Source organism: Serratia sp. LS-1 (assembly GCF_003719595.1).
GTDB lineage: Bacteria > Pseudomonadota > Gammaproteobacteria > Enterobacterales > Enterobacteriaceae > Serratia > Serratia ureilytica.
The window spans coordinates 432,302-458,437 of record NZ_CP033504.1; the positions used below are offsets into that span (position 1 = coordinate 432,302).

The window sequence follows — 26,136 nt, forward strand, 5'->3', positions numbered from 1 at the left end:
CCATTAATGGAGAGTAAAGTGAGTCATATCAGCAATATGCGCAGGTCCCGGCAGCGTGGGTTCACGCTGCTGGAAATCATGGTGGTGATCGTCATTCTGGGGCTGTTGGCCAGCCTGACCATCCCAAGCCTGATGGGTAACAAGGAGAAGGCCGATCGGCAAAAGGCCGCCAGCGATATCGTCGCGCTGGAGAACGCGCTGGATATGTACAAGCTGGATAACGGCCGTTATCCCAGCGCGGAGCAGGGGCTGGCGGCGCTGGTGACCCGGCCGACGCTGGCACCGATCCCAAGGAATTATCCCGAAGACGGTTATATCCGCCGCTTGCCGCAAGACCCCTGGGGGCAAGCGTATCGTCTGCGCAACCCGGGGCGCCATGGCAAGCTGGATGTGTTCACGCTGGGGCCGGACGGTGTCGCCGATACCGATGATGACATCGGTAACTGGGTGGCCGACGCGCCATGAGGCGCATACGCGGTTTTACGCTGCTGGAGACCATGTTGGTATTGCTGCTGCTGGGGGTGACCAGCGGCCTGGTGATGCTGAGTTTTCCGGCGGATGAGAAGCCGTTGGCGCAGCAGGGAGAGCGATTGAGCCATTGGCTGAATGCCCTCGCCGAGCGGGCCGAGCGCGAAGGGGTGAGGTATGGCGTGGCGTTCGATGACGGCGGTTGGCGCAGCGTCGCCGAAGCGGGGCGGGAGAGCCGGGAGCAGTACGCTCTGCCGGACGGCGTCGCGCTGCGGCTGAGCGTTGAAGGGCAAACCGTCGCGCTCGCCGCAGAGGCGGCGCTGCCACAGGTGTGGCTGTATCCGGGGGGCGAAACCACGGCGTTCAGCGTGGAGCTATCCCAGGGCAAGTGTCTGTGGCGATTGCAGGCGCCCGGTTACTTTGTATTTGAAACGACGGACATTCGTTGCGATGACGCGGAAAATGAGACGCCAGCAAGGCATGACGCTGCTGGAAGTGATGGTGGCCATGATGATCTTCGCCATCGGCTGTCTGGCGCTGATCAACAGCACCGGCGGCCAGGTGCGTAGCCTGAGCGCGATCGAAGCCAAGACCGTGGCGCTGTGGGTGGCGGACAACCAGCTGACGCTGCTGCAGCTCGAGCCCCGCCCACCGACGCTCGCCTGGCATTCGGGCACCACGGTAATGGCCGGTGAAACCTGGCACTGGCGCTATCGCGGGCGGGAGACCAGCGACGCCGGGATGCGGGCGATCGCGATTGAAGTCAGGCGCGACCCGCAGGATCGCAATGCGCTGGTGGAGATGCTCACCTACAGGGCGTTGTTGTGAAGCGCGCTTTGCAACGGGGTTTTACGCTGGTGGAAATGCTGTTGGCCATCGCCCTGTTCGCCATGCTGTCGCTCACCGCATTGACGGTCTTCAGAGGCGTGCTGAAAAACGACGAAATCACCCAGCGCAAATCGACGCAGTTGACCCAGCTGCAACGGGCGCTGGCGATCGTCGAGCGCGATTTGACGCAGGCGCAGGCGCGCGCGCCGACCGGCGATAAACGCTGGCCGGCGGCGCCGGAGTTTGCGGTGCTGCAGACGGCGGGAGAGGAAGGCGGCGATTTTCAGCTGTTGCTGATCCGAAACGGCTGGCCGAACCCCCAGGCCCGATTGCCGCGCGCCACGCAGGAGCGGGTGGCGTATCGCTACCGGCAGGGGCGGCTCGAACGCCTCAGTTACCCGAATTTGAGCAGCCCGCAGGCGGCGGCGCGCAGCGTGCTGCTGCTGTCTGAGGTGACGCGGTTCCAATTGCGTTTTTACCGGCAGGGCGAATGGTTGACGGCCTGGCGCGCCGGCGGGCTGCTGCCGCAGGCGGTGGAAATCGCCATCGACACCCCCGCGCTGGGGGAAGTCCGGCGCATCGTCACGTTGCCCGCTGCGAGGCCACTATGAATAAACAACGCGGTATGGCGCTGTTGATGGTGTTGTTGATGATGTCGCTGATGGCGATCGTGGCGGTCAATATCAACGATAACTGGCAGCGTTCGCTGGTGCGCACCCAGTCTCAGCAGGATCGACTGAGGGCGAAATGGTTGCTGCTGGGCGGCGAGAGCTACGCCCGGCAGCGGCTGCAGCAGGCGGGAGAGCAGCGGAAGGCGTGGGGGGCATCAGGGGTGACCTTCAGCATGCGCACCGAAGAGGGGGAAGTGGCGATACGTCTGCGCCGCGTTGACGCCTGTTTCAACCTCAACGCCCTGATCCGCGCCGCCGGCCCGGCGGATGTCGGCGATAGCGAGGGGGGCCACCCCAATAAGGAGAGGCGAATATTCATGCTGCTATTGAACAATCAGGGGATCGCCGCTGCCCAGGCGGGCGCGATTGCCGATGCGATCGTCGCCAGAGCCTATGGCGAAGGATATCTGATGGGGGATGTCAGCGAGCTGCGGGAGCTGGCCGGCATCGACCGCGAGCTTTATCTGCGTCTGGCGCCGCTGCTTTGTGCGGCGCCGGATGCCGAGCTGCGCCTCAATCCGGACGCCGTGAACGACGCTCAGCTGCCGCTGCTGCGGGCGATGTTGATGAACGCGCTGAGCGATGAGCGGCTGCGGGCGCTGCTGGCGGCCCGTCCGCCGCAGGGCTGGCAGACGCTGGCGTTTTTGTCGCAGGAAAAAGCGCTGCAGGCGCTGGGCGAGGATGGCCTTGGCGAGCGACTTATTTTCGACGATAACCGCTGGATTGCGCAGCTGCAGCTTAGGCTGAACGACGGACGCTATCGGCTGGTCAGCGCGTTGCAGCCGGGCCCGTCAGGCGTCACGGTCAGCGGACGTCGGTTCGACAGAGGGGAAGGGTAAACGATGGCGAACACCATCCTGCTTATCGCGCTGGACGAGGATGCGATGGCCGATGTGCGCTGGGGCCGCGTCGGCGAGACGCGCTGCCGCTTTGCCGCCCGCCTCGATCTGGCCGAAGGCGGTAGTGAGTTGGCGGCCATGGCGCAGGGCAGCCGGGTCGTGGTGCTGGTGCCTGCCCGTCATGTGGTGCTGAGACAAACGACATTCCAGGGCAAGGCCCGGCAGGCGACGCCGCTGGCGCTGGCGTACTCCCATGAGACCGGGTTGTTGAACGATGTCGAGCAGATGCATTGGGCGGTGCTGGGCAAGGTGCAGCGCGATTTCACTATCGCCGGCGTTGCGCTGGCGCAGATGCAAGGGTGGGTTGATAGCCTCAACGCCTGCGGCATTCGCGTCGATGCCCTGCTGCCCGACGTGCTGGCGTTGCCGTTGCCGAACCAATGCAGCGCACTGCGCTGGCGCGGACACTGGCTGCTCCGAACGGGGGGCATGCAGGGCATGCAGTTGCCCGATGCCTGGGGGGACAGCGTCCCGTGGCCGACGCCGGATTGGTGTCTGCACAGTGGCGGAGAGGTGCCGGCGGGCTGGGAAACGGCGCGTATCGATGAGGATCCGCTGTGGCGATTGGCGGAAGAGGCCTGGAACAGCACATCCACGCTGTTGCAGGGGCGTTTCAAACCGGGCGTGCGCTGGCCGCGCCGTCTGCCCGATAAGACCGCCTGCGCGATGCTGTTGCTCAGCGGTTCGCTGCTGGTTGGGGGCTTGCATCACCAATTAATGGCCAGACAGAGCGAAAGCCAGATAACGGCGCTGACTCAGCGCCTGCTGCCGAGTGGCGAGACCGCGCCGGCGTTCGCCGAACGGGCGGCGCAAACGTGGGCACGGCGTATGCAAGACACCCTGAATGCGCCGCAGCTGTTCAGGCTGTTGCCCTACGCGGCCGAGGCGCTTGCTGTCTGGGAACCTCCGCAGTTGCAGGCGCTGGCTTTCGACGCCGCCGACGATCGTTTGGTGGTGACGGTAAACAGAAACGACGCGCCGCTGCCGGCGCCGGTCAACGACGGCGGCGTCAGCATGACGTTCAGCGAGGGAAGCGCGCCTAACCAGGCGATCCTGACGGTGAGAGGTGAGCGATGAACATCGGTTGGCGCGATAAGGCGCTGCGGCGGGCAGTGCTGTTAAGCCTGTTGATGCTGATGGCCTGCGGCTACTGCCTGTATCAGTTTTCGCAGGCGCAAAAAAACGCACAACGGCTGGCGGCGCTGCGAGAGCAGGCGCGCGTCATCCAACAATTGCAGGCGCGTTTGCCGCAGAGCGCCGCCGCGCGCGAGCAACTGCCGGAACGACTGCGACAGAGTGCGCTGGCATATCGCATCGCCATCGCCGAACTGACGGAAAGTGAAGCGGATGTGCGGGTCACGCTGCCGCCCGTGCCGTTTGAACGCCTGTTGCCGTGGCTGGCCGCCCTGCAACGCGAGCACGGGATCCGCGTGCTCTCACTCGCCGCAGAACGTGCGGGGCAGGCGCCGGGCGTGGTGCAAATCAGCCAACTGCGGGTAACGGCGCAACCGGCGATGTCACCCACGCGACGACAATAGAGGATCCAGAGAACCATGCTATCCGCAATAAATGCAGTAGCCGATGAACACTGGCTGCTATTTAGCGCCGTGTTGAGCCTGTGCATCGGCAGTTTTATCAATGTGGTCGTTTATCGGCTGCCTGTCATGCTTGAGCGCGAAATGGAAATGGCGCAGGCCGAACGATTTAATCTCTTTTTGCCGCGTTCATTCGGCCCGTGTTGCACAATGAAAATATCGGCGCTCGATAATATTCCTTTATTAAGTTGGCTGCTGTTGCGCGGTCGCTGTCGTTATTGTCGCACGCCTATTTCCATCCGTTATCCACTGGTGGAGTTATTGCTGATGCTAATGGGAATAACGCTGGCCTGGCGCGTCGGCATGGGTGTGGATTGGTTTTTCATGTTGGCGTTTGCTGCATTGCTGCTGGCCTTGGCGGCGATCGACAGCGAGCGTCAGCTGTTGCCGGATTGCCTGACGCTGTCGCTGCTGTGGGCCGGGCTGTTGTGGCATTGCCTGGCGCACCCGGCATTTTTGCCGACGGCGGTCATCGGCGCGCTGGCGGGGTATTTGACGCTGTGGCTGCTGTATTGGGGATTTCGTCTCGCGACCGGCCGCGAGGGGCTGGGATACGGCGATTTTAAACTGCTGGCGGCGCTCGGCGCCTGGGGCGGCTATGCCGTTTTGCCGTCGATTCTGCTGTTTGCCGCCACCGGCAGCCTGCTGTGGCTGCTGCTGCGGGTGTGGCGCGGCGGCGATGGGGCGCAGCCCCTGCCTTTTGGCCCGGGTTTGGCGGTGGCGGGCGCCGGCGCGGTAGCCTGCCAGTGGCTTGCGCTACCGCTGGCGGGTTAACGGAGCTGGGCTAAAAACGGCGCCAGCGTTCGGTTGAGTCCGCTGCACTTCTCTTGCAACGGCGTAGCGTCGGCCTCCAGCTGCGCGGCGACGTTTTTGCCTGCGTCAAGTAACTGGGTGCGATTAAGCGCCGGCGCCCAGCCTTTTCTCTCCGCCGCCTGCAACGCCGCCGCCGCGAGTGGGCCGTTGGCCGGGATATCGGCGCGGTTGCAGCGTTCTCTCAGAAACTGGCCGGCGCCGACCAGCGATGACAGCTGGTCGCGCTGGATGGCGGCGTCAGGGGCCGATTTGGCGGCGTGCTGACAGCCGGATAACAGCAGGCATGCCATGAACGCCGTGGCGATGTTTTTCAATGTCACGTTATTTTCCCTGTGGAATTAATTGGCGCGGTGTCGGTATTTTCTTGCGCCGCATGGCGGCGCTTTACGAGGTCAGGAATATGTTAACCCTTTATCATGCGGTTTAATATTCTGACGGCATTAGGTTTTATTATTTTAATGCATTCTAAGTGCCGGGCGTTCAGGGCTTCTACTTATTATTCCTCTCGCGGTATCGCCGCATCTCTTTGAGTTTCTTCTCACTCAGTTGGAATCCAATAAATTTAACTGGAGTCGTAATGAAATTATCCAAAATCGCCCTGATGATGGCAGCGCTCACTGCCTCCTCGGCCGCCTGGTCGCACGGTTATATCGAAGTGCCCGAGAGCCGCGCCTACAAGTGCAAGCTGGGCAGCAACACCGACTGCGGCCGAGCGCAGTGGGAACCGCAGAGCGTCGAGCAGGTTTCCGGCTTCCCTGGCGGCGCGACGCCGCGCGACGGCCAGCTGGCCAGCGGCGGGGTGGGCGGTTTCGAGCCGCTGGATCGTCAGGGCGTCAACGTCTGGGCGTTGAACACCATGAAACCGGGACCGCAGACGTTCACCTGGTACCACACCGCCAAGCACAAAACCAATAACTGGCGTTATTACATCACCAAACAAGACTGGGACGTGAATAAGCCGCTGTCGCGCGAGGCTTTCGAAAAAGAGCCGTTCTGTGAAGTCGATGGCCATGCTCAGGCGCCAAAAGATCGCGAAGTGCACCAGTGCGTGGTGCCGGAGAGAACCGGCTATCAGGTGATTTATGGCGTGTGGGAAATCAATGACACGGTGAACAGCTTCTATCAGGTGGTTGACGTCAACTTCGAGGACGACGGCGTCGTGTCCGAATGGCGCAAGCAGCTGCAAGGCTCTCTCACCGGCAAAAACCTGCAGGTTGGCGACAAGGTGATCGCCCGTTTCTTTGATGCGGACGGTGAAGTGCTGACGATGAAAACCGAGCTGGCGATTGACAGTGAGGCGCTGACCGACAAAAACCGCTGGAGCCACGCGCTGGCCAGCAAGATCAACGCCGAACAGAAAGCGGTGCGTGCCGGGGTGAAAGACGGTAAAGGCAACGTCAATCCGGTGTTTGGCAATAATGCGGTCTTTGCCAAACAAGGCAGCACGATGAAGAGCGTGGTGATCTCCTATGAGGAAGAAACGCCGACTATCACCGAAGAGATCCGCATCGGCAACCTGTCCAGCACCAAGATCAAGGACGGTAAAGCTCAGCTGACCTTCAATGCCGAGGTTAAAGGCAAATTGACCGTTGAAGCGCGCGTTTACGATCACGGCCAGACGGAAAAAGGCTACGTGAAAGAGACGCTGGAAGACGCCAGCCAGCCGCTGACCGTCGCGCTGAACAACGTCAGCGAGGGCCATCACATGCTGAAAGTGATCGCCAGCAACGACAATGGGCAGAGCATTCAGCCGGATATCGAAAACTTCAATCTGGAAGCTGAATCCACCGGCGGTGGCGGCAATGGCGACTACAACTTCGTCTTCCCGAACGCGCTGAGTAAATACACCGCCGGCACCACGGTGCTGCAACCGAAAGACGGCAAGGTTTATCAGTGCAAACCTTTCCCTTACAGCGGTTACTGCATGCAGTGGAACAGCGGCGCGACTCAGTTTGAGCCGGGCGTGGGATCCAACTGGCAGGACGCCTGGGTCGTGAAAAAGTAAGTGCGCATCGGATAGTCAAGCGGCCAATGATGGCCGCTTTTAAAGGAGCTTTATGTCACACGAACCTGCCCGTTACGATCTTTTCAGTCGGTTACTGCATTGGGGCATTGCCGCCGTGATGATCTACGTCATGATCGTGGGTTATTCACTGCATTTTATGACGGATGCGCGCATCTTCGCCTTTTTCTCCGTGACCAATATGTCGTTGGCCTTGGTGCTGACACCGCTGATGGCGGCGCGCTTTATCTGGCGTTTTTTCCGGCCTAAAGTGCCTTATGGCGATATGCTGCAAGGGCGCGAGAAGGGGTTGGTGCATCTGCTGCACGAAATATTCTACCTGCTGATTTTCGTGGTGTTGCTGAGCGGCTTTCTTATGCTGGAGCACGGCTTTGCGGTTTTCGGCGCGATCGATTTCCCCCGTCCGATTGCGAATCTTGAGGTTAATCGTTTCTTTTTCGCCGTGCACCGTTATTCATGCATCGCGCTGTCGGCCATGATTGTACTGCACATCGCGGCGGTGATTAAGCATCACTGTTTCGCCCGGCGGGCGATTTTGCGCCGTATGCTCTGAGCCTGGCGGTGATGGTTCACGCCGCCCGGCGCGGCGGCGTGGCAGCGATGGCCTCAGGGATATTCGCCGCGATTTGCACCACACAGGCAATGTGAGGCGAGCATCTTCACGCGTGAATAGCGTTAAGGCGTAATACCCCGGACATTAACCGAGAATTGTTGCTATTTATTATTAACGGCAAAGATGAGTGTAATTAACATTTCGTTGTCAATAGGAAAATGACCTATTCAACTTGAACATTGAAGCCGATAAAAGCATCGGCTCAACGCGTTGGGGGCTGATTATCTGACATATTTCCAAACGGAGGTGGGGATTTTGTCATACAGCTTGTTCATGGTCAGCTCCGCCAAACGATGATCGGCGGCTGAGTAAAACAGCTCCAGTTCATCATCGGAAAGCTCGTACTTATTTTTTTCAATAACACGTTCGAGAGTATCAATCGTGGTGCATTTACGTAAACGCATCAGATAGTCGGTTTTAGTCATGGTGGCCTTTTAGTTTAATAACCGTAAAATAGCTCGGGAATAATTATCCCCTAAGTTTTCATTGTCGTACAGATGTCCTCTCCTGAGAACATTCTGAATAATCTCGCCTTGGTTTTTTGCCAGCGGCGCAGGTCGGAATCATTGATACCGTAGCTGCTGAACAGCGTATAGGTATCGTCGAGATATTCCTCGACTAACTCCGACAAATCGGATTCGTCCATGTATTTAATTTTATAACTCATCACAAACGAAGCGATATGTTCGATCAACTCATTAAGCTGAAGGTTGACGGAGGATGTCGGATCGTTGACCCACCCGTGGTGGCTGTCTCCCAGGGTGGCGATACCTTCATCATACAAATTTTCGCACAAGAATTTGAGTTGAGCAATGTCGTGTCGCTTAGGCGAATACTCATCCATATCATCCCCTCCGTAAGTCTTAATGGCGGTGTTGATAACACTATGTGAGCAAGCTGATTTACATCATGAACGGAGGCAGCTTAACGGTGGTTAAATAAACTTCCCGTAAAATGAATATAAATCATTTTTTCGCGTTTGGCCTGCAGTTATTACGTAAACTTACAATTCATCCGCGGTTGATGGGCGTGAGTTATCAATGATGTCGAAGATTAAACCCCGTTGCGCCACACGGAACCGGACGCTATCGCTGATCGTGTCTTCGCTGTTGATATCCAGGCAAGCATTAAAAATGCCCCACTTATAGCGATAACTCATTGAATAATCGCTGTCACCTTGTTGCACTATATCAAGTATTTCTAATGAATCTTCGGCATAGCGTGCGCTTTCAGAATAAAAACTGAGTCCGCTGGTCAGCGCCGGCACTAACTCCGCAATATTGTCATTAATCACTTTCTTTAATTTTTTAACAGAAAGTGCGTTGACGTCCTGGTTACAGGCAAGGGTAACAAGCATTAATCTCGGCCAACAACAATGTTATCTGCTCATCTTACTCCTTTTCCACTCGCGCCGGTAAATTTTTCGATTTACCGCTGTTTTTTTACCTTCCGCCAACATTTGCGTCGAACGGGAATATCCCTGAGTTTGATAAGGGGGCGAGGGGGGGACCTGCTGCGCGACGAGCTGTTACGTTCCGTTGCATTAATGAGTCCGGCAACGCTTGAGACATACCATTTATTGTGATGTTATATTGTAACTATAAATCTGCTGCTTTGGTTATTCCCTTGATTCCCACTTCGCAAAATGACGCCGCGTCGTCACTGAACTCGTTGTTCACCACCTCCGCGGCCGTGCGCTGTGCGGGCGCTATCGTTTTGTTGACTCTGCTGTGGCTCGGCATTTTTTGGGCGGTGTCGCTGCCATGATTTCATTACGTCAGCTGGCGATAGGCTATGGCGCCACGCCGCTTTTCCCGCCGCTGAGCGGGCAGTTTAGCGCCGGTTCGTTAACCGCGGTGGTGGGCGTCAACGGGGCAGGGAAATCGACGTTGCTGAAAACGCTCGCCGGTTTGTTGCCGCCTGTGGCGGGTCGCCTGGACTTTAGCGGTGAAAAGCCGCCGCGCAAGGCTTATTTACCGCAGCAGGCGGAGCTGGATCGGCAATTCCCGATCGCGGTGAGCGATCTGGTGGCGATGGGATGTTGGCCGCAAAGCGGCATGTTCGGCGGTATGAACCAGCGTGCGGCGAGCCAGGTTAATGAGGCGCTGGCGAGCGTCGGCATGAGCGCGCTGGCGCACAGTCCGGTAGGCGAGCTCTCCGGCGGCCAGCTGCAGCGGGTGCTGTTTGCGCGCCTGCTGGTCCAACAGGCGCCGTTGATCCTGCTGGATGAACCCTTCACCGGCATCGACAGCGCCACTACGCAGATCCTGCTGCAGGTGATCGCGCAGCTGCACCAGCAGGGGAGAACGGTGATCGCCGTCCTGCATGACATGTCGATGGTCGCCGAGCATTTTCCGCAGGTGCTGTTGCTGACCCCGCAGGCGTGTCATTGGGGCGCGGCCGATCGCGTGCTGGAACAGGTGCCGCGGTATCTCGCCGCCGAACGGCAGCCGGGCCTGCGGGTGGTGGCGCCATGATGCTGTTGCATGGGCTTATCGACCCTTTTCTCTCTTTCGGTTTTATGCGACGCGCATTGATGGCGTGTCTGGCGCTGTCGCTCAGCGCCGCCCCGCTGGGGGTGTTTCTGTTGCTGCGCCGCATGAGCCTGGTGGGGGATGCGTTGTCCCACGCGGTGTTGCCCGGCGCGGCAATCGGTTATCTGATTTCCGGCATGTCGCTGGTGGCCATGGGCGTGGGCGGCTTTATCGCCGGGCTGGCGGTGGCGATGTTGTCCGGCCTGGTGAGCCGCCGCACGCCGCTGAAAGAGGACGCCAGCTTCGCCGGATTCTATCTGGGGTCGCTGGCGCTCGGGGTCACGTTGGTCTCGCTGCGCGGTTCCAGCGTGGATCTGCTGCACGTGCTGTTCGGTTCGATTCTGGCGGTGGATGCGCAGGCGATGCTGATGGTCGGTGCGATCGCCACGGTGTCGCTGCTGGCGCTGGCGGCGCTGTACCGCGCGTTGGTGATCGAGTCCTTCGACGTCACTTTCCTGCGCGTTAACGCGCCGCGCCGGTTGGCGCTGATCCACGGCCTGTTTTTGGCGCTGGTGGTGGTCAATCTGGTGGCGGGGTTCCAGATCCTCGGCACCCTGATGTCGGTGGGGCTGATGATGCTGCCCGCCGCCAGCGCACGCTTCTGGGCGCGCAATCTGCCGCAGACGCTGGCGGTGGCGATGGGCATCGGCGCGCTGTCCAGCCTGATTGGGCTGGTGTGGTCCTACTACGCTTCGCTGCCTGCCGGTCCGGCGATCGTGCTCAGCGCCAGCGTCATCTTCTTTGTCTCGATCCTGTTTGGAACGCGTGGAGGCATTTACGCCTTTGCGCGCCGTTGAGAAGTGCCATTTGCAAGGAGAAAATATGAAACGTTTACCTATATCGCTGGCGGTCGCTGCTCTGCTGGCCAGCCCATTGGCGATGGCGAAGACCGTCGACGCCGTCGCCAGCTTTTCCATTCTGGGAGATATCGTTAAACAGGTAGGGGGCGATCACGTCAAGGTCAGCACGCTGGTGGGACCGGATGGCGATCCGCACAGCTTCGAGCCTTCACCGCAGGACGGCAAGACGTTGGCGCAGGCCGACGTGGTGTTCGTCAGCGGCCTGGGGCTGGAAGGGTGGATCGATCGCCTGGTCAGCGCTTCGGGTTATAAAGGACAGGTGATTACCGCGTCACAGGGCATCAACACCCGCCAAATGGAGGAGGACGGCAAACCGATTACCGATCCCCACGCCTGGAACAGCATGAAAAACGGCGTGCAGTACGCCACTAACGTGATGAACGCCCTGATCGCCGCCGATCCCGAGGATGCCAACTATTTTCGCCAGCGCGGCGCCGAATACATTCAGCAGTTGCAAAAGCTGGATCTGTGGGCCAAAACCCAGTTCGCCGCTGTGCCGCCGCAGAAACGTAAGGTGCTCACCAGCCATGATGCCTTTGGTTACTTTGGGCAAGAGTATGGCGTCACCTTCCTTGCGCCGGTCGGATTTTCCACCGAGGCCGAAGCCAGCGCCAGCGATGTGGCCGTCCTGATCAAGCAAATCAAACAGGAAAAAGTTAACGCTTACTTTATCGAAAACCAGACCGATCCGCGGCTGGTGAAACAGATTGCCGCCGCCACCGGCGCCAAGGCGGGCGGCGAGCTGTACCCTGAAGCGCTCTCGCGCGTGGGCGGCCCGGCGGCCACCTATGAGCAGGCGTTCAAGCACAATGTCGACGCGCTGCTGAGCAGCATGAAGTAATCTCCGCCCCCGCTTGCCGGCGGGGGCAGCTTGCAGGCACTTTCTCGCCATAAAAAAAGCCCCGTTGAGCAGCAACGGGGCTTTGCGACAGATGACACTTTGGAGTTAACGCTTTTTCTTACGTCCCTGTACCGCTTTGAATCGCGGATTGCTTTTACAGATCACATAGATGCGGCCACGACGACGCACGACTTTGCAATCCGGGTGGCGATTTTTCGCCGAACGCAATGAACTCAATACCTGCATGGGGGTTCCTTGTTACTTATTGCCGATAAAGCGGCCAAAGCGCTGCTGGAAGCGCGCCGTGCTGCCTTCTTTGGAATAGTCTTTCTGCTTGCCGGTGTAATACGGATGCGAAGCGGAAGAGACGTCGAGGGTGACATACGGCCAGCTTTCGCCGTCCAGCTCGATGGTGCGATCGGTTTTGATGGTCGATCCCACTTTGAAGTAGGTGTTGGCGCTGACGTCGTGGAACACCACGGTGCGATAATCGGGATGGATGCCGGGTTTCATAATGGCTCTCTCGTGTAATGTTATACTATAACAACAATTATGCGCCGACCGGGCATCACGATCAAGCGTAAATTGCACACACGAGTGAATTAATGAGAACGGTTTGCATTAATCAACTGAAGCAAAAGAAAAAGGCCGCATGCGCGGCCTTTTCGATTATCGGGTAGAAATCTCTTCACTGAACGATCAGTGATGCTCTACCGGGTGGCTGTGTTCCAGGTCTTCGTTCTTCTTGCTGAAGCGGCGGCGAACCACCACGAAGAACACCGGTACGAAGAAGATCGCCAATACGGTCGCGGTGATCATCCCGCCCATTACGCCGGTACCTACCGCGTTCTGTGCGCCGGAGCCTGCGCCGCTGCTGATAACCAGCGGCAGAACCCCGAGGATGAAGGCCAGGGACGTCATCAGGATTGGACGCAGACGCATACGCACCGCTTCCAACGTCGCTTCGATCAGACCTTTGCCTTCTTTCTCCATCAGATCCTTGGCGAATTCCACGATCAGGATGGCGTTCTTCGCCGATAGACCGATGGTGGTCAACAGCCCCACCTGGAAGTACACGTCGTTATTCATGCCACGCATCGTCGCGGCCAACAACGCACCGATAACCCCCAGCGGCAATACCAGCATGACCGAGAATGGCACGGACCAGCTTTCATACAGCGCCGCCAGACACAGGAACACCACCAGAATCGAGATGGCGTACAGCGCCGGCGCTTGGTTGCCCGACAGACGTTCCTGATAGGACATGCCGGTCCAGTCGTAACCGATGCCGCTTGGCAGTTTGGACGCCAGCTGTTCCATCAGGTTCATCGCTTCACCGGTACTCTTGCCCGGTGCAGCCTGGCCCAGAATTTCCATCGACGGCAAGCCGTTATAGCGTTCCAGACGCGGTGAGCCGTATTCCCATTTCGCCGAAGAGAAGGCGGAGAATGGCACCATCTGGCCGCTGGTACCGCGCACGTACCACTTGTTGATGTCTTCCGGCAGCATACGGAACGGCGCTTCGGCCTGTACATACACCTTCTTCACACGACCGCGGTCGATGAAGTCGTTGACGTACGAACCGCCCAGTGCGGTGCTCAGCGTGCTGTTGATGGTGGTGATGCTCACGCCCAGCGCCTTGGCTTTCTCCTGATCGACGATCAGTTTGAACTGCGGCGTATCTTCCAGGCCGTTCGGGCGCACGCCCACCAGCACGTCCGGATGCTGAGCAACCATGCCCAACAGCTGGTTACGCGCTTCGGTCAGTTTTTCGTGCCCCAGGCCGCCCTGGTCAATCAGCTCGAAGTCGAAGCCGGTTGCGGTACCGAGTTCGATGATCGCCGGCAGGTTGAACGGGAACACCAGGCCTTCTTTAATCTGCGAGAAGGCGCCCATGGCGCGACCCGCGATCGCTTCCACCTTGTTCCCGGCCCCTGGACGCTCACCCCAGTCTTTCAGGCTGACGAATGCCAGGCCGTTGTTCTGGCCGTTACCGTTGAAGCCGAAGCCCGCGACGGTAAACACCGAAACCACGTTGTCCTTTTCCTTGTTCAGGAAGTAGTCGGAGACTTCTTCCAACACCTTGTTGGTGCGGGATTCGGTGGCGCCGGCAGGCAACTGCACCATGGTCAACAGGATGCCCTGATCTTCGTCCGGCAGGAACGAAGAGGGCAGGCGCAGGAACAGCAGGCCCATGCCAACTACGATCAGCAGGTAGATGATCAGGTAGCGGCCGGTGCTGCGCAGGATGTTGCCCACGCTGTCGGTATAGTGATGCGTGCTCTTCTCGAACATGCGGTTAAACCAGCCGAAGAAGCCCGTTTTAACCCCGTGATCGCCTTTCGGGATCGGTTTGAGCAGGGTGGCGCACAGCGCCGGCGTCAGGATCAAGGCCACCAGCACCGACAGCGCCATCGCGGACACGATGGTGATCGAGAACTGACGATAGATGGCACCGGTTGAACCGCCGAAGAACGCCATCGGCACGAATACTGCCGACAGCACCATGGCGATACCCACCAGCGCGCCCTGGATCTGGCCCATCGATTTACGGGTAGCTTCTTTCGGCGGCAGCCCCTCTTCGGACATGACGCGCTCGACGTTTTCCACCACCACGATGGCGTCATCCACCAGCAGGCCGATCGCCAACACCATGCCGAACATCGTCAGGGTGTTTATCGAGAAGCCGAACGCCGCGAGTATCGCAAAGGTCCCCAGCAACACCACCGGCACCGCGATGGTTGGGATCAGCGTCGCGCGGAAGTTCTGCAGGAACAGATACATCACCAGGAATACCAGGATGATGGCTTCGATCAGCGTTTTCACCACTTCGTTGATGGAGATCTTAACGAATGGGGTGGTGTCGTACGGATAAACCACTTTCATCCCTTGCGGGAAGAAGGGCGCCATCTTGGCCAGCTCGTCTTTCACACCTTTAGCGGTGTTCAAGGCGTTGGCGCCGGTCGCCAGTTTGATACCCAGGCCGGCGGCAGGCTTGCCGTTATAACGCGCGGTAACGGCATAGCTTTCCGCGCCGCGCTCGATGTGAGCGACGTCGCGCAGGCGCACCTGGGAACCGTCGGTATTGACCTTCAGCAGGATCTTGCCGAACTCTTCCGGCGAAGTCAGACGGGTCTGCGCGATGATCGAGGCGTTCAACTGCTGCCCCGGCACCGGCGGCAGGCCGCCCAGCTGGCCTGCGGCGATCTGGTTGTTCTGCTCGGTGATGGCGGAGGTCACGTCCGTGGTCGTCAGCTGGTAGTTATTCAGCTTGTTCGGATCCAGCCAGATGCGCATCGCGTACTGGGCACCGAACAGCTGCACTTCACCCACGCCGGACGAACGGCTGATCGGGTCCTTGATGTTGGACGCCACGTAGTCCGCAATATCGTCCTGAGTCATGTTCGGATCGTCGGAAACGAAGCCGGCCACCATCAGGAAGCTGCTGCTGGATTTTTCTACTTTCAGGCCCTGCTGCTGAACTTCTTGCGGCAGCAGCGGGGTGGCCAACGACAGTTTGTTCTGGACCTGAACCTGCGCGATGTCAGGATCGGTGCCGGACTCAAACGTCAGGGTAATGGTGACGCTACCAGAGGAATCACTGGTGGAGGACATGTACATCAGGTTATCGATACCGTTCATGTTCTGTTCGATAATCTGTGTGACGGTATCCTGCACCGTTTTGGCATCTGCGCCCGGGTAGTTGGCGGAAATACTCACCGCCGGCGGTGCAATAGTGGGATACTGCGCGATTGGCAGTTTCATTATTGCAAGCACCCCCGCCAACATGACGATGATGGCGATTACCCAGGCGAAAATTGGGCGGTCTATAAAGAACTTAGCCATGTATTACAGGCTCCTTTTTATGACTTCTGCGCTTCAGACTGCGGCTGTTTTTGCGCCTGAGTGTCAACTTCCTGCACTTTTACCTGCGCGCCCGGATGCACTTTCATCAGGCCGGTGACGATGACGCGATCGCCGGCTTTCAGGCCATCGGTAACCAGCCATTTGTCGCCAATCGCCTGGTCCGCCTTCAGCGTGCGCAGCTCAACTTTGTTGTCTGCCCCTACCACTAACGCCGTCGCGTCGCCGCGCGGGTTGCGGGTGACGCCCTGTTGAGGCACCAGCAACGCATCGCTGCGTACGCCTTCGTCCAGACGGGCGCGCACGAACATGCCTGGCAACAGCGTATCGTTCGGGTTAGGGAACAGGGCGCGAATGGTGATGGAGCCGGTGGTCTCATCGACGGTGACGTCGGAGAACTCCAGCGTGCCTTCCTGCGCGTATTCGGTGCCGTTTTCCAGCATCAGTTTCACTTTGGCCTTGCCGTTTTCCTGCTTCAGCGCGCCGCTGGCCAGTTCTTGTTTCAGGCGCAGGAAGTCGGTGCTCGACTGGGTGACGTCGACATACATCGGATCCAACTGCTGCACGGTGGACAGGGCGGTTGCCTGGCCGTTGCTGACCAGCGCGCCTTCGGTCACGGCGGATTTGCCGATGCGGCCGGAGATCGGAGAGGTCACCTTGGTGTACGCCAGGTTGATGCGCGCGGTTTCCACGGCGGCCTTGGCGGCCACCACGGCGGCATCCGCTTGCTGCAGCGTGGACACGGCGTTGTCATAGTCCTGCTTGCTGATGTAGCTGGTGCCCAGCAATGGCTTGTAGCGGTTTACCGTCACGCGTGCGATGGAAGCGCTGGCCTGCGCTTTGGCCAAATCGCCTTTCGCGCTGTCGTAGCTGGCCTGATAGGTCGCGGGATCGATTTGGTACAGAGACGTCCCGGCCTTGATATCGCTGCCTTCAACGAAGTTACGCTTCAGGATGATGCCGCTGACCTGAGGGCGAACTTCGGCGATGCGATACGCAGCGGTGCGGCCAGGAAGATCGGTAGTGATATTGAGAGGCTCGGCCTTCAAAGTGACTACGCCCACTTCAGGAGCCTGCTGTTGGGCGCCTTGCTGTTGGGTTTCTTTATCGTTACATCCTGTTAGCACTAAGCTGCCTGAAAGCATCAGAACGGCCGCCAGAGGCGTTAACCCTCTGTTTTTGTTCATAGAAAAACCTCAAGTGTCCGATTTCAAAATGATCAATGGATCACAAGCTTTAAAACCCATTGCTGCGTTAATTATATGTGCGTGCTATGGTACATACATTCGCGAATGTATGTAAATCACACTCCCCCTAAATAACAATGCCATGGCACGAAAAACCAAACAGCAGGCGCAAGAAACCCGACAGCAAATCCTCGATGCTGCGGTGAGAGAGTTCTCTGAACGTGGCGTTGCTGCAACGTCACTGACAGATATTGCCACCGCTGCCGGGGTTACGCGTGGAGCCATTTACTGGCACTTCAAAAATAAGGTAGACCTGTTTAATGAAGTTTGGGAATCTACCGAGCCGAAAATTGACCAGCTCGAAACAGAGTATCAGGCAAAGTTTCCCGATAATCCACTGCGGGTTATCCGGGAAATTCTGATTTACATTCTGACGTCTACGGTTGAAGACGGCCGCAGGCGGGCGTTGATGGAGATTATATTCCACAAATGCGAGTTTGTCGGTGAAATGATGCCGCTGCTGGATTCGCGCAAGGTGTTGTACCTCGCCGGCTACGAACGCATCGAAGCGGTGCTGTATAACTGCATTCACCACGAGCAATTGCCCGCCGATTTGCATACCCGCCGTGCGGCGATCATCCTGCGCGGTTATATCACCGGCCTGATGGAAAACTGGCTGTTTATGCCGGAAAGTTTCGATCTGCGGGCCGAAGCCGAAGCGCTGGTCGATGCGTTTTTGGAGATGCTGCAGTTTTGCCCCACCTTGCGCCTCAACCCCGACGTCGACCGCCTTCCTTTATAAGGAGAGATTTCATGTCATCAGTTGTTCTCATCGCCAACGGCGCCGCCTATGGCCATGAATCCTTGTTCAATGCGCTGCGGTTGGCCATCGCGCTGAAAGAGCAGCAAAGCAATCTCGACCTGCGGCTGTTTCTGATGTCCGACGCGGTGGTGGCCGGGCTGGCAGGACAGCAGCCGCACGAAGGATACCATCTGCAGCAGATGCTGGAGATCCTCACCGCGCAGCAGGTGCCGGTCAAGCTGTGCAAGACCTGCGCCGACGCGCGCGGCGTCAGCCGCTTGCCGCTGGCGGACGGCGTGGAGATCGGCACGCTGGTCGAACTGGCGCAGTGGACGCTGGCGGCGGAGAAAGTGCTCACTTTCTGATTTCGCGACAACGGGACATCATCGGCAACGTTTTTGTTGTTCTTTGCCCACCGGCGATCGTGATAATCTTCAGGCTTCTTAACCGATCCGAAGCTAAATCATGCATCGCTGGTTGACTCTGCCCTCTCTGACGCCGCGCTCGTTTGTCGGCGCATGCCGGCGGCGCATCGCCGCCGCGACACTCCTTTTCCTGATTTGCGCGCTGAGCTCGCCGGTGCAGGCGGCGCTGAACGGCGATTTGCCGCAGCGCAGCGAAGTGCAAAGCCAGCTGGAAGCGCTGAACAAGCAAAAAGCCCTGACGCCGGTCGAAAAGCTGTCCCAACAGGATTTAACCCGCACGCTGGAGCTGCTGGACGCCATCGAGCGCAACCGGCAAGACGCCGCACAGCTTAAACAGCAGGTGCAGCAGGCGCCGGCGAAGCTCAATCAGGTGACCGCCGAACTGGATGCGCTGAAGCAGTCGGTAGACAATGCGGCGGCGCGCGCCGCGCTGTTGCCGCTGTCGCTGCGTCAGCTGGAAAGCCGGCTGTATCAAACGCTCGACGAGCTGCAAAGCGCGCAGGAGAGCCTCTCTACTTACAACAGCCAACTGGTGTCGCTGCAAACCCAGCCTGAACGAGTACAAAGCACCATGTACGCCGCTTCGCAGCGCCTGCAGGAGATCCGCAGCCAGCTCAGCGGCCAGACGCCGGGGCAAGATTCGCTGCGCAACAGCCAGCAGGTGATGCTGACCACCGAGCAGGCGTTGCTCAACGCACAGCTTGAGCTGCAGCGCAAAAGTCTGGAAGCCAATACCACGCTGCAGGATCTGCTGCAAAAACAGCGTGATTACACCACGGCGCATATCGACGCGCTGGATCGCTCGGTGCAGTTGCTGCAGGAGATCGTCAACAGCAAACGTTTGACGCTGTCTGAAAAGACCGCCAAAGAGGCGCAGAACCCGGAAGACGCCACCGATATTCAGCACGATCAACTGGTCAGCAAGCAACTGGACGTCAACCGCCAGCTGAGCCAGCGGCTGATCGCCGCCACCGAAGAGAGCAACACCCTGTTCCAGCAGAACATTCGGGTCAAAAACTGGCTCGACCGCGGGCTGCAGGCGGAGCGTAACCTGAAAGAACAGATCCAGGTGCTGAAGGGCAGCCTGGTGCTGTCGCGCATCCTGTATCAGCAGCAGCAGAGCCTGCCGCAGGGCACGCTGTTGGCGGATATGGACACGCGCATCGCCGATTTGCGGCTGGAGCAGTTCGATATCAATCAGCAACGCGACGATCTGTTCAAGGGAGAGGATTACATCAACCAGCTGGTGGCCGAAAGCAAGGAAAAGGCCGGCCCGGAGGTGATCGACGCGTTAAACGAGATCGTCGATATGCGCCGCGAGCTGCTGGATCAGCTGAACAAGCAGCTCAGCAACCAGCTGTCGCTGTCGATCAACCTGCAGATCAATCAGCAGCAGCTGACCAGCGTTTACGGTTCGCTGCAAGATACGCTGACCCAGCAGATTTTCTGGGTCAACAGCAACAAGCCGGTCGATCTGGCGTGGCTGAAGGCGATGCCCGAGGCGGTGCGCGATCAGCTCGCCGGTCTCGATCTCAAATTCGACGGCGGCAAGCTGGTGCAGGGCGGGCTGAATGCGCTGGTGTTCCTGATCCCGATGCTGTTGGCGATCGGGGTATTGCGCTGGCGCTACCGGCTGATCGACGGCCATTTGCAAAAGCTGGCCAACGACGTGGGGCAACTTAAGCGCGACGGCCAACTGCACACGCCGAAGGCCATCGCGCTGACCTTGCTGAAAGTGTTGCCCGGCGCCGCGTTACTCCTCGGCGTCGGTTTCTGGATGTATCGCGCGGATTTCGGCATCAGCGACTTTATATGGGCATTGTCGCAGCAGCTGGCGCTGTCGTGGCTGGTGTTCGGCTTCAGCTATCGCATGCTGAAACCGGGCGGCATCGCCGAGCGGCATTTCAACTTCGGCGCCAACCTGTGCGCGCATTACCGCCGTCAGACGCTGCGGCTGGGGTTGGCGCTGCAGCCGTTGATCTTCTGGTCGGTATTGGGCGAGAAAGCGCCGCTGCGTCTGGTGGAAGACGTGATCGGCCAGATCGTGGTGATGTTGACGCTGGCGCTGCTCACGGTGCTGGTGTTTCCGCTGTGCCGCGACAGCTGGCGTGAAAAAGGCTCGCATGCCGTGCGGCTGGTGGTGGTCACCGCGCTGGCCGCCACGCCGCTGATCCTGCTGGGGCTGATGTTCGCCGGCTACTTCTATACCACGCTGCGGCTGGCCAGCCGCTGGATAGACAGCCTGTATCTGTTTTTCCTGTGGAATATCGTATACCTGACCGCGCTGCGCGGCCTGAGCGTGGCGGCGCGGCGTCTGGCTTACCGGCGCGCGTTGGCGCGGCGGCAAAACGTGGCGAAAGAAGGAGCCGAAGGCGGCGAACCGGTGGTGGAAGAGCCGCCGCTGGCGCTCGATCAGATCAACCAGCAGTCGCTGCGCCTGACCACCCTGGTGCTGTTCGCCATCTTCGCCAGCGCCTTCTACGCCATTTGGTCGGATCTGGTGACGGTCATCGCTTATCTGGACAGCATCACGCTGTGGCATTACACCAGCACCGTGGCGGGCAGCAGCGTGTCGCAGGCGGTGACGCTGGGCAACATGATGGTGGCGATCGCCGCAGTGATTGTCGCCTACGTGCTCACCCGCAACTTGCCCGGTTTGCTGGAGGTGGTGGTGCTGTCGCGGCTGCAACTGCGGCAGGGGGCGTCTTACGCCATCACCACCGTGCTCACTTACCTGATTACCGCCGTGGGTGCCGTGGTTGCGCTGGGATCGCTCGGCGTATCCTGGGACAAACTGCAATGGCTGGCCGCCGGTCTGACGGTCGGGCTGGGCTTCGGCCTGCAAGAGATCTTCGCCAACTTCGTCTCCGGCCTGATCATTCTGTTCGAACGCCCGATCCGCATCGGCGATACCATCACCATCGGCACCTTCTCCGGTTCGGTCAGCAAGATCCGCATTCGCGCCACCACCATTACCGACTTCGATCGCAAAGAGGTGATCATTCCGAACAAGGCGTTCGTCACCGAGCGTCTGATCAACTGGTCGCTGTCCGATACCATCACCCGCGTGCTGATCAAGGTCGGCGTGGCCTACGGCTCCGATCTCGACAAGGTGAAAAAGGTGCTGCTGCAGGCGGCGCACGACAACCCGCGGGTGATGACCGATCCCGAACCGCAGGTGTTCTTCCTCAACTTCGGCGCCAGCACGCTGGATCACGAACTGCGGCTCTATGTGCGGGAACTGCGCGATCGCAGCTACACGGTGGACGAACTGAATCGCTCAATCGACCGCTTGTGCCGGGAAAACGGCATCGACATCGCCTTCAACCAGCTGGAGGTGTATCTGCATAACCAGCAGGGCAATGAAGTGCAGGAAGTGAAAAGAACGCTGTCGCCGGACGACGGCGGCCAGACGGCGGCGGATAAGCAATGAGAGGCGAAAGGGACAGCGGCGCTGTCCCCGGTTACTGTCCGGCAGGCAGATAGGGAGAGGTGACGCCGGCGCGCTGCAGCTTTTCCTGATAATCCCGTTTGACGATATCCAGCGCCGCCAGCGCGGTGGCCGGATCGATCTCGTTGCATTCCAGCAGGTAAATCAAGTCTACCGCCAGCTGCAGTTCGGGTGAGGCGTTTTCCAGAGACATAGCACCTGCGCTTATTTAATTAATGGGATGAATAACTCGGGTATCGGCAGAGTATAGTGAACCCGGCGCGCAACCGGGGAATAATCATTAAAATATTGTGATAAATCTTCAAAAACCGTTTTCTTTGCGCTCGATATTGCGCTCGATGCGCGCCAACGCCTGACGACAGCGCATCAGCCGCCCCTCCAGCGCCGCCAGCTCGTGCTGCAGCTTTTGCTGCGCCGCCAGCGTGGTCTGGCGCCCCAGCAGGCTTTCCCGATCCTGAATCATGGCAATCAGCCGGCGTTCGTAATCCTGATGCTCGGCCAGCTTGTGGTAGAGATCGACCTCGGGGGCTTCCTTCGGCTGATTCTTGCGCCGCAGCGCCTGGGTCGCCAGCTCGCGCTGCAGGGCGGCGATCTGAGCCACCAGTTTTTCGGCCAGAAAAGCCACCTGGCTGGCGCGGCTGTCGTTAGCGGCGTTTTGCAGCTGGGCGAAGTTTTTCTCCACTTCGGCCAGGTAGTCGCGCAGCCGCGTGCCGCGGTTGGCGAACAGGGCGGCGTCGAACCGCGCCTGCGGGATCGGGGCGTCGCCGCGCGGGCTGACTTCGGCCGCCAGCGCCGCGATCTGCTGTGCCAACACCTGTAATAGACGCTGAGTGCTCACATAAGCTCCCTCTTGATTTCAACAGGCGTAAGCTTGCCCGCGATGCCGTCCTGAAACAAGCGTCGCATGCATATTCCGCCGGCGCGGCGCCGATGCTACAGTAAGCCGCAACCGATTGAGGAGCGAAGAATCGCATGACGCGTGGGTTATTGATCATTTTGGGCTGGTTGGCGGTGGTGCTGGCGACGTTGGGCGTGGTGTTGCCGCTGTTGCCGACCACGCCGTTCCTGCTGTTGGCCGCCTGGTGCTTCGCCCGCTCTTCGCCGCGCTTTCATCACTGGCTGCTGTACCGTTCCTGGTTTGGCCCTTATCTGCGCCATTGGCAGCAGCATCGCGCGCTGCCGCCGGGGGCGAAGTGGAAAGCGGTGCTGGTGATCGTGCTGACCTTCGCCTGTTCGCTGTGGCTGGTGAAAATCTGGTGGGTGCGCGGGCTGTTGCTGCTGATGTTGGCCATTTTGCTGACCTTTATGCTGCGCCTGCCGGTTATTGATCTGCCGCAACAAAAACAGCGCTGATTGTACCTTAAACTCCTCAATAGCTTTCAAGCCGCAGCCAGGCGACAAACGCAGGCATCCCCGGGAGCTTACTTAGGTAAGTAATGCGTGCGGTCAACAACGCTGCGGGTTGAAAGATGCAGGGGAGAGTTGCATTTGTCCGCCAGTTTGCATAGATTTGGGCGTTTTCGTGCGCGGATCGCCTGCCATTTTTTCTCCGGTGTGTTTCACCCGGGGGCGGCGGGTGAGCGGCGCGCCGGTTTTCAGGCAGTTTTATCAGGCAACAATTATGACCGCTACTGCGCAGCAGCTTCAGTTTATTAAAGACAGTATCAAAACCATCCCGGATTATCCGAAGCCGGGCATCCTGTTCCGCGACGTGACCAGCCTGCTGGAAAACCCGTTGGCCTACGCCGCCAGCATCGAGCTGCTGGTTGAGCGCTATCGCGAAGCGGGCGTGACCAAGGTGGTGGGTACCGAAGCGCGTGGTTTCCTGTTCGGCGCGCCCGTCGCGTTAGCGTTGGGCGTCGGTTTCGTGCCGGTGCGCAAACCGGGCAAACTGCCGCGCGCCACGCTCAGCGAAAGCTATGAGCTGGAGTACGGCACCGACAAGCTGGAGATCCACACCGACGCCATCACCGCGGGCGACAAAGTGCTGGTGGTGGACGATCTGCTGGCGACCGGCGGCACCATTGAAGCGACCACCAAACTGATCCGCCGTCTGGGCGGTGAAGTGAAAGACGCCGCGTTCATCATCAACCTGCCGGATCTGGGCGGAGAAGCGCGTCTGAACAAGCTGGGCATCGACTGCTACTGCCTGGTGGACTTCGCCGGTCATTGATGCGGCATCGCCCCTTGGGCACAACGGCCTCGCGGATTGCCGCGGGGCTGTGTTAGCATGACCCTCCAGATTACTCGACTTCTCCGGTATTAATGAGCTATCAGGTTCTCGCCCGTAAGTGGCGCCCTCAAACGTTCGCAGACGTGGTCGGCCAGGAACATGTCCTGACCGCGCTGGCCAACGGCCTCTCGCTGGGGCGGATCCATCACGCCTATCTGTTCTCGGGCACGCGCGGCGTGGGGAAAACCACCATCGCCCGCTTGCTGGCCAAAGGCCTGAACTGTGAAACCGGCATCACCGCCACGCCGTGCGGCCAATGCGACAACTGCCGCGAGATCGAGCAGGGGCGCTTCGTCGATCTGATCGAGATCGACGCCGCTTCCCGAACCAAGGTGGAAGATACCCGCGATCTGCTGGACAACGTCCAGTACGCGCCGGCGCGCGGCCGCTTCAAGGTCTACCTGATCGATGAAGTGCACATGCTCTCGCGCCACAGCTTCAACGCGTTGCTGAAGACGCTGGAAGAGCCGCCGCCGCACGTCAAATTCCTGTTGGCCACCACCGATCCGCAAAAATTGCCGGTGACCATTCTTTCCCGCTGCCTGCAGTTTCACCTCAAAGCGCTGGACGTCGATCAGATCCGCCAGCAGTTGGAAACGGTGCTGACGGCGGAGCAGATCACCAGCGACGCCCGCGCGCTGCAGCTGCTGGCGCGCGCCGCCGACGGCAGCATGCGCGATGCGCTGAGCCTGACCGATCAGGCGATCGCCATGGGGCAGGGGCAGGTGACCGCCGCCACCGTCAGCCAGATGCTCGGCACGCTCGATGACGAGCAGCCGCTGGCGATCCTCGAAGCGCTGGTCAGCGCCGACGGTGAAAAGGTGATGGCGCAGGTCGCGCAGGCCGCTTCGCGCGGCGTGGATTGGGAAAACCTGCTGGTGGAGACGCTGGCGTTGCTGCACCGCATTGCGATGGTGCAACTGCTGCCTTCGATGCTCGACAACCACTACGCCGCCGTGGAACAACGGCTGCGTGAGCTGGCGCGCACCCTGCCGCCGGCCGATGTGCAACTCTATTACCAGACGCTGTTGGTGGGCCGCAAAGAGCTGGCCTATGCGCCGGATCGCCGCATGGGGGTTGAGATGACCCTGCTGCGCGCGCTGGCGTTTCACCCGAAAGCGGTGATCCCGGAGCCGGTGGCGTTGGTGCAGACCGCGCCGGCGCCGATGGCGCAGCCGCAGCAGGCCGCATCGCCACAGCCGCCGCAGTTTCAGGACGCGCCGCCGCCGCTAGGGCAGCCGGCCGCGCCGCAGCGACAATCATCGACTCCTTTACCGGATGCCACCGCCCAGCTGTTGAAAGCGCGGTCCCAGCTGCAACGGCAGCAGGGAGCATCCACACCAAAAAAGAATGAGCCGGCGGCGCCAGGAATAGCGCGGCCGGCAAACTCGGCGCTGGGGCGTTTGGCTTCCGTGACCGAGCGCAGCCAGCAGCGCCTGGCGGAGAAGAAGGTGCCGGAAAAACCGGCGAAACCGGAAGCCTATCGTTGGCGCGCGCAGACCGAGCCCGAGGCGGCGCCGGAACCGCTGGCAACGCCGAAAGCGCTGCGCACGGCGTTGGAACACGAGAAAACGCCGGAGCTGGCCGCCAAGCTGGTGGTGGAGTCGCTGGAGCGCGATGCCTGGGCGGCGGAAATCGATAAGCTTAAGATCCCGAAACTGGTGCAGCAGCTGGCGTTGAACGCCTTCAAGCAGCAGCCGGAGCCGGGCAAGATTAGCCTCCATCTGCGGTCTTCGCAGCGCCATCTGAATTCGCCTTCGGCGCAGAAGACGCTGGCCGACGCGCTCGGTGAGCTGTACGGCGGTCCGATCGAGCTGACCGTGGTGGAGGACGATAATCCGGCGGAGCGCACCCCGCTGGAATGGCGACAAGCCATCTATGAGGAAAAGCTGGCGCAGGCGCGCCAGTCCATCGAAGCGGATACCAACATTCAGACGCTGCGCCGATTCTTCGACGCGGATCTGGATGAAGAGAGTATTCGCCCCCTTTAAACGCTGCGCGATGTGCGCGGCCCTAGCGACGAGAGACG

At 59.7% G+C, this 26,136-nt stretch carries 29 protein-coding genes and 1 other annotated feature; of the genes, 19 read left to right on the forward strand and 10 right to left on the reverse strand.

Annotated features, from left to right (window positions below):
• The first annotated feature begins 36 nt into the window (after nucleotides 1–36).
• The 8 genes from gspG to EDY99_RS02135 are packed head-to-tail and all read left to right on the forward strand — an operon-like array spanning nucleotide 37 to nucleotide 5,235.
• Nucleotides 37–465, forward strand: coding sequence for a type II secretion system major pseudopilin GspG (gspG, locus tag EDY99_RS02100; protein WP_033644207.1), 429 nt, complete (start codon nucleotides 37–39; stop codon nucleotides 463–465).
• Entirely contained in the window at nucleotides 462–1,037 is a 576-nt protein-coding gene (locus tag EDY99_RS02105) for a prepilin-type N-terminal cleavage/methylation domain-containing protein (protein WP_072022490.1), read from the forward strand. Before gspG ends, EDY99_RS02105 begins: the two co-directional genes overlap by 4 nt.
• Nucleotides 949–1,296: a type II secretion system minor pseudopilin GspI gene (gene gspI / locus EDY99_RS02110; RefSeq protein WP_046688366.1), complete on the forward strand. Its 348-nt coding sequence runs from the start codon at nucleotides 949–951 to the stop codon at nucleotides 1,294–1,296. Before EDY99_RS02105 ends, gspI begins: the two co-directional genes overlap by 89 nt.
• Nucleotides 1,293–1,907: a type II secretion system minor pseudopilin GspJ gene (gene gspJ / locus EDY99_RS02115; protein ID WP_042783795.1), complete on the forward strand. Its 615-nt coding sequence runs from the start codon at nucleotides 1,293–1,295 to the stop codon at nucleotides 1,905–1,907. The genes gspI and gspJ overlap by 4 nt, the downstream gene beginning before the upstream one ends.
• Complete coding sequence (gene gspK, locus EDY99_RS02120; protein ID WP_047572438.1) at nucleotides 1,904–2,806, forward strand: type II secretion system minor pseudopilin GspK; 903 nt, start codon at nucleotides 1,904–1,906, stop codon at nucleotides 2,804–2,806. The genes gspJ and gspK overlap by 4 nt, the downstream gene beginning before the upstream one ends.
• Nucleotides 2,807–2,809: 3 nt before the next feature.
• Nucleotides 2,810–3,943 (forward strand): type II secretion system protein GspL, encoded by a 1,134-nt coding sequence (gene gspL, locus EDY99_RS02125; RefSeq protein WP_047572436.1) that lies wholly within the window; start codon nucleotides 2,810–2,812, stop codon nucleotides 3,941–3,943.
• On the forward strand, nucleotides 3,940–4,404 hold the full coding sequence (gene gspM / locus EDY99_RS02130; RefSeq protein WP_033651100.1) for a type II secretion system protein GspM: 465 nt from the start codon (nucleotides 3,940–3,942) through the stop codon (nucleotides 4,402–4,404). The genes gspL and gspM overlap by 4 nt, the downstream gene beginning before the upstream one ends.
• Before the next feature lie 15 nt (nucleotides 4,405–4,419).
• Entirely contained in the window at nucleotides 4,420–5,235 is an 816-nt protein-coding gene (locus EDY99_RS02135; protein ID WP_052133745.1) for an A24 family peptidase, read from the forward strand.
• Here EDY99_RS02135 and gspS read toward each other — a convergent pair.
• Nucleotides 5,232–5,594 (reverse strand): type II secretion system pilot lipoprotein GspS, encoded by a 363-nt coding sequence (gene gspS, locus EDY99_RS02140; RefSeq protein ID WP_047572433.1) that lies wholly within the window; start codon nucleotides 5,592–5,594, stop codon nucleotides 5,232–5,234. The genes EDY99_RS02135 and gspS overlap by 4 nt on opposite strands.
• A 257-nt stretch (nucleotides 5,595–5,851) precedes the next feature.
• On the opposite strand from gspS, the gene gbpA reads away from it, so the two are divergent.
• The gene (gene gbpA, locus EDY99_RS02145; protein WP_046688371.1) at nucleotides 5,852–7,279 is read left to right on the forward strand and encodes an N-acetylglucosamine-binding protein GbpA; all 1,428 of its coding nucleotides are present in this window, start codon (nucleotides 5,852–5,854) and stop codon (nucleotides 7,277–7,279) included.
• A 52-nt stretch (nucleotides 7,280–7,331) separates the two neighbouring features.
• Nucleotides 7,332–7,850, forward strand: a complete 519-nt coding sequence (locus EDY99_RS02150) for a cytochrome b (protein ID WP_033651103.1) — start codon at nucleotides 7,332–7,334, stop codon at nucleotides 7,848–7,850.
• Nucleotides 7,851–8,131: 281 nt separating this feature from the next.
• Here the strand turns inward: EDY99_RS02150 and EDY99_RS02155 are convergent, their stop codons facing one another.
• The 3 genes from EDY99_RS02155 to EDY99_RS02165 form a co-directional block, all read right to left on the reverse strand.
• Complete coding sequence (locus EDY99_RS02155) at nucleotides 8,132–8,335, reverse strand: HHA domain-containing protein (protein ID WP_004940313.1); 204 nt, start codon at nucleotides 8,333–8,335, stop codon at nucleotides 8,132–8,134.
• A gap of 50 nt (nucleotides 8,336–8,385) precedes the next feature.
• Nucleotides 8,386–8,754 carry an Hha toxicity modulator TomB gene (tomB, locus tag EDY99_RS02160; RefSeq protein ID WP_004940312.1) on the reverse strand — a complete coding sequence of 123 codons (369 nt, stop codon included), beginning with the start codon at nucleotides 8,752–8,754 and terminating at the stop codon, nucleotides 8,386–8,388.
• 159 nt (nucleotides 8,755–8,913) lie between these two features.
• Nucleotides 8,914–9,267 carry a hypothetical protein gene (locus EDY99_RS02165; protein WP_123061421.1) on the reverse strand — a complete coding sequence of 118 codons (354 nt, stop codon included), beginning with the start codon at nucleotides 9,265–9,267 and terminating at the stop codon, nucleotides 8,914–8,916.
• 406 nt (nucleotides 9,268–9,673) lie between these two features.
• On the opposite strand from EDY99_RS02165, the gene EDY99_RS02175 reads away from it, so the two are divergent.
• From EDY99_RS02175 to EDY99_RS02185, 3 genes are read left to right on the forward strand one after another with little or no spacing between them, the layout of a single operon-like run.
• The gene (locus tag EDY99_RS02175; protein WP_123061422.1) at nucleotides 9,674–10,387 is read left to right on the forward strand and encodes a metal ABC transporter ATP-binding protein; all 714 of its coding nucleotides are present in this window, start codon (nucleotides 9,674–9,676) and stop codon (nucleotides 10,385–10,387) included.
• Complete coding sequence (locus EDY99_RS02180; protein ID WP_033651105.1) at nucleotides 10,384–11,241, forward strand: metal ABC transporter permease; 858 nt, start codon at nucleotides 10,384–10,386, stop codon at nucleotides 11,239–11,241. Before EDY99_RS02175 ends, EDY99_RS02180 begins: the two co-directional genes overlap by 4 nt.
• Before the next feature lie 25 nt (nucleotides 11,242–11,266).
• Nucleotides 11,267–12,145, forward strand: coding sequence for a metal ABC transporter solute-binding protein, Zn/Mn family (locus EDY99_RS02185; RefSeq protein ID WP_123061423.1), 879 nt, complete (start codon nucleotides 11,267–11,269; stop codon nucleotides 12,143–12,145).
• A gap of 105 nt (nucleotides 12,146–12,250) precedes the next feature.
• On the opposite strand, the gene ykgO is transcribed toward EDY99_RS02185, so the two are convergent.
• From ykgO to sdeX, 4 genes are all read right to left on the reverse strand, one after another.
• Nucleotides 12,251–12,391, reverse strand: coding sequence for a type B 50S ribosomal protein L36 (gene ykgO, locus EDY99_RS02190; protein ID WP_004940304.1), 141 nt, complete (start codon nucleotides 12,389–12,391; stop codon nucleotides 12,251–12,253).
• A gap of 12 nt (nucleotides 12,392–12,403) precedes the next feature.
• On the reverse strand, nucleotides 12,404–12,658 hold the full coding sequence (locus tag EDY99_RS02195) for a type B 50S ribosomal protein L31 (protein ID WP_123061424.1): 255 nt from the start codon (nucleotides 12,656–12,658) through the stop codon (nucleotides 12,404–12,406).
• Between the two features lie 186 nt (nucleotides 12,659–12,844).
• A complete protein-coding gene (gene sdeY, locus EDY99_RS02200) occupies nucleotides 12,845–15,991 on the reverse strand; it encodes a multidrug efflux RND transporter permease subunit SdeY (protein WP_033651107.1) in 3,147 nt (1,048 codons plus the stop codon).
• 17 nt (nucleotides 15,992–16,008) lie between these two features.
• Entirely contained in the window at nucleotides 16,009–17,196 is a 1,188-nt protein-coding gene (gene sdeX, locus EDY99_RS02205) for a multidrug efflux RND transporter periplasmic adaptor subunit SdeX (protein ID WP_033642108.1), read from the reverse strand.
• A 142-nt stretch (nucleotides 17,197–17,338) separates the two neighbouring features.
• Here sdeX and acrR point away from each other — a divergent pair, with 142 nt between their 5' ends.
• The 3 genes from acrR to mscK all read left to right on the forward strand — a co-directional run bounded on the left by acrR (nucleotide 17,339) and on the right by mscK (nucleotide 21,856).
• A complete protein-coding gene (gene acrR / locus EDY99_RS02210; protein ID WP_033642109.1) occupies nucleotides 17,339–17,998 on the forward strand; it encodes a multidrug efflux transporter transcriptional repressor AcrR in 660 nt (219 codons plus the stop codon).
• Nucleotides 17,999–18,009: 11 nt separating this feature from the next.
• Entirely contained in the window at nucleotides 18,010–18,363 is a 354-nt protein-coding gene (locus EDY99_RS02215) for a DsrE/DsrF/TusD sulfur relay family protein (RefSeq protein ID WP_033642110.1), read from the forward strand.
• A gap of 100 nt (nucleotides 18,364–18,463) precedes the next feature.
• Nucleotides 18,464–21,856 (forward strand): mechanosensitive channel MscK, encoded by a 3,393-nt coding sequence (gene mscK / locus EDY99_RS02220; protein ID WP_123061425.1) that lies wholly within the window; start codon nucleotides 18,464–18,466, stop codon nucleotides 21,854–21,856.
• A 31-nt stretch (nucleotides 21,857–21,887) separates the two neighbouring features.
• Here the strand turns inward: mscK and rsmS are convergent, their stop codons facing one another.
• Nucleotides 21,888–22,067, reverse strand: coding sequence for a pleiotropic regulatory protein RsmS (rsmS, locus tag EDY99_RS02225; protein ID WP_016928837.1), 180 nt, complete (start codon nucleotides 22,065–22,067; stop codon nucleotides 21,888–21,890).
• Between the two features lie 108 nt (nucleotides 22,068–22,175).
• A complete protein-coding gene (gene priC / locus EDY99_RS02230; RefSeq protein WP_033642112.1) occupies nucleotides 22,176–22,712 on the reverse strand; it encodes a primosomal replication protein PriC in 537 nt (178 codons plus the stop codon).
• 134 nt (nucleotides 22,713–22,846) lie between these two features.
• On the opposite strand from priC, the gene EDY99_RS02235 reads away from it, so the two are divergent.
• The 3 genes from EDY99_RS02235 to dnaX all read left to right on the forward strand — a co-directional run bounded on the left by EDY99_RS02235 (nucleotide 22,847) and on the right by dnaX (nucleotide 26,098).
• A complete protein-coding gene (locus EDY99_RS02235; RefSeq protein ID WP_016928835.1) occupies nucleotides 22,847–23,227 on the forward strand; it encodes a DUF454 family protein in 381 nt (126 codons plus the stop codon).
• Between the two features lie 268 nt (nucleotides 23,228–23,495).
• On the forward strand, nucleotides 23,496–24,047 hold the full coding sequence (apt, locus tag EDY99_RS02240) for an adenine phosphoribosyltransferase (protein ID WP_019454166.1): 552 nt from the start codon (nucleotides 23,496–23,498) through the stop codon (nucleotides 24,045–24,047).
• A 92-nt stretch (nucleotides 24,048–24,139) separates the two neighbouring features.
• Nucleotides 24,140–26,098 (forward strand): DNA polymerase III subunit gamma/tau, encoded by a 1,959-nt coding sequence (gene dnaX, locus EDY99_RS02245; protein WP_033651109.1) that lies wholly within the window; start codon nucleotides 24,140–24,142, stop codon nucleotides 26,096–26,098.
• Nucleotides 25,431–25,495: a sequence feature (DnaX frameshifting element), on the forward strand. It overlaps the preceding gene by 65 nt.
• Nucleotides 26,099–26,136: the final 38 nt, after the last annotated feature.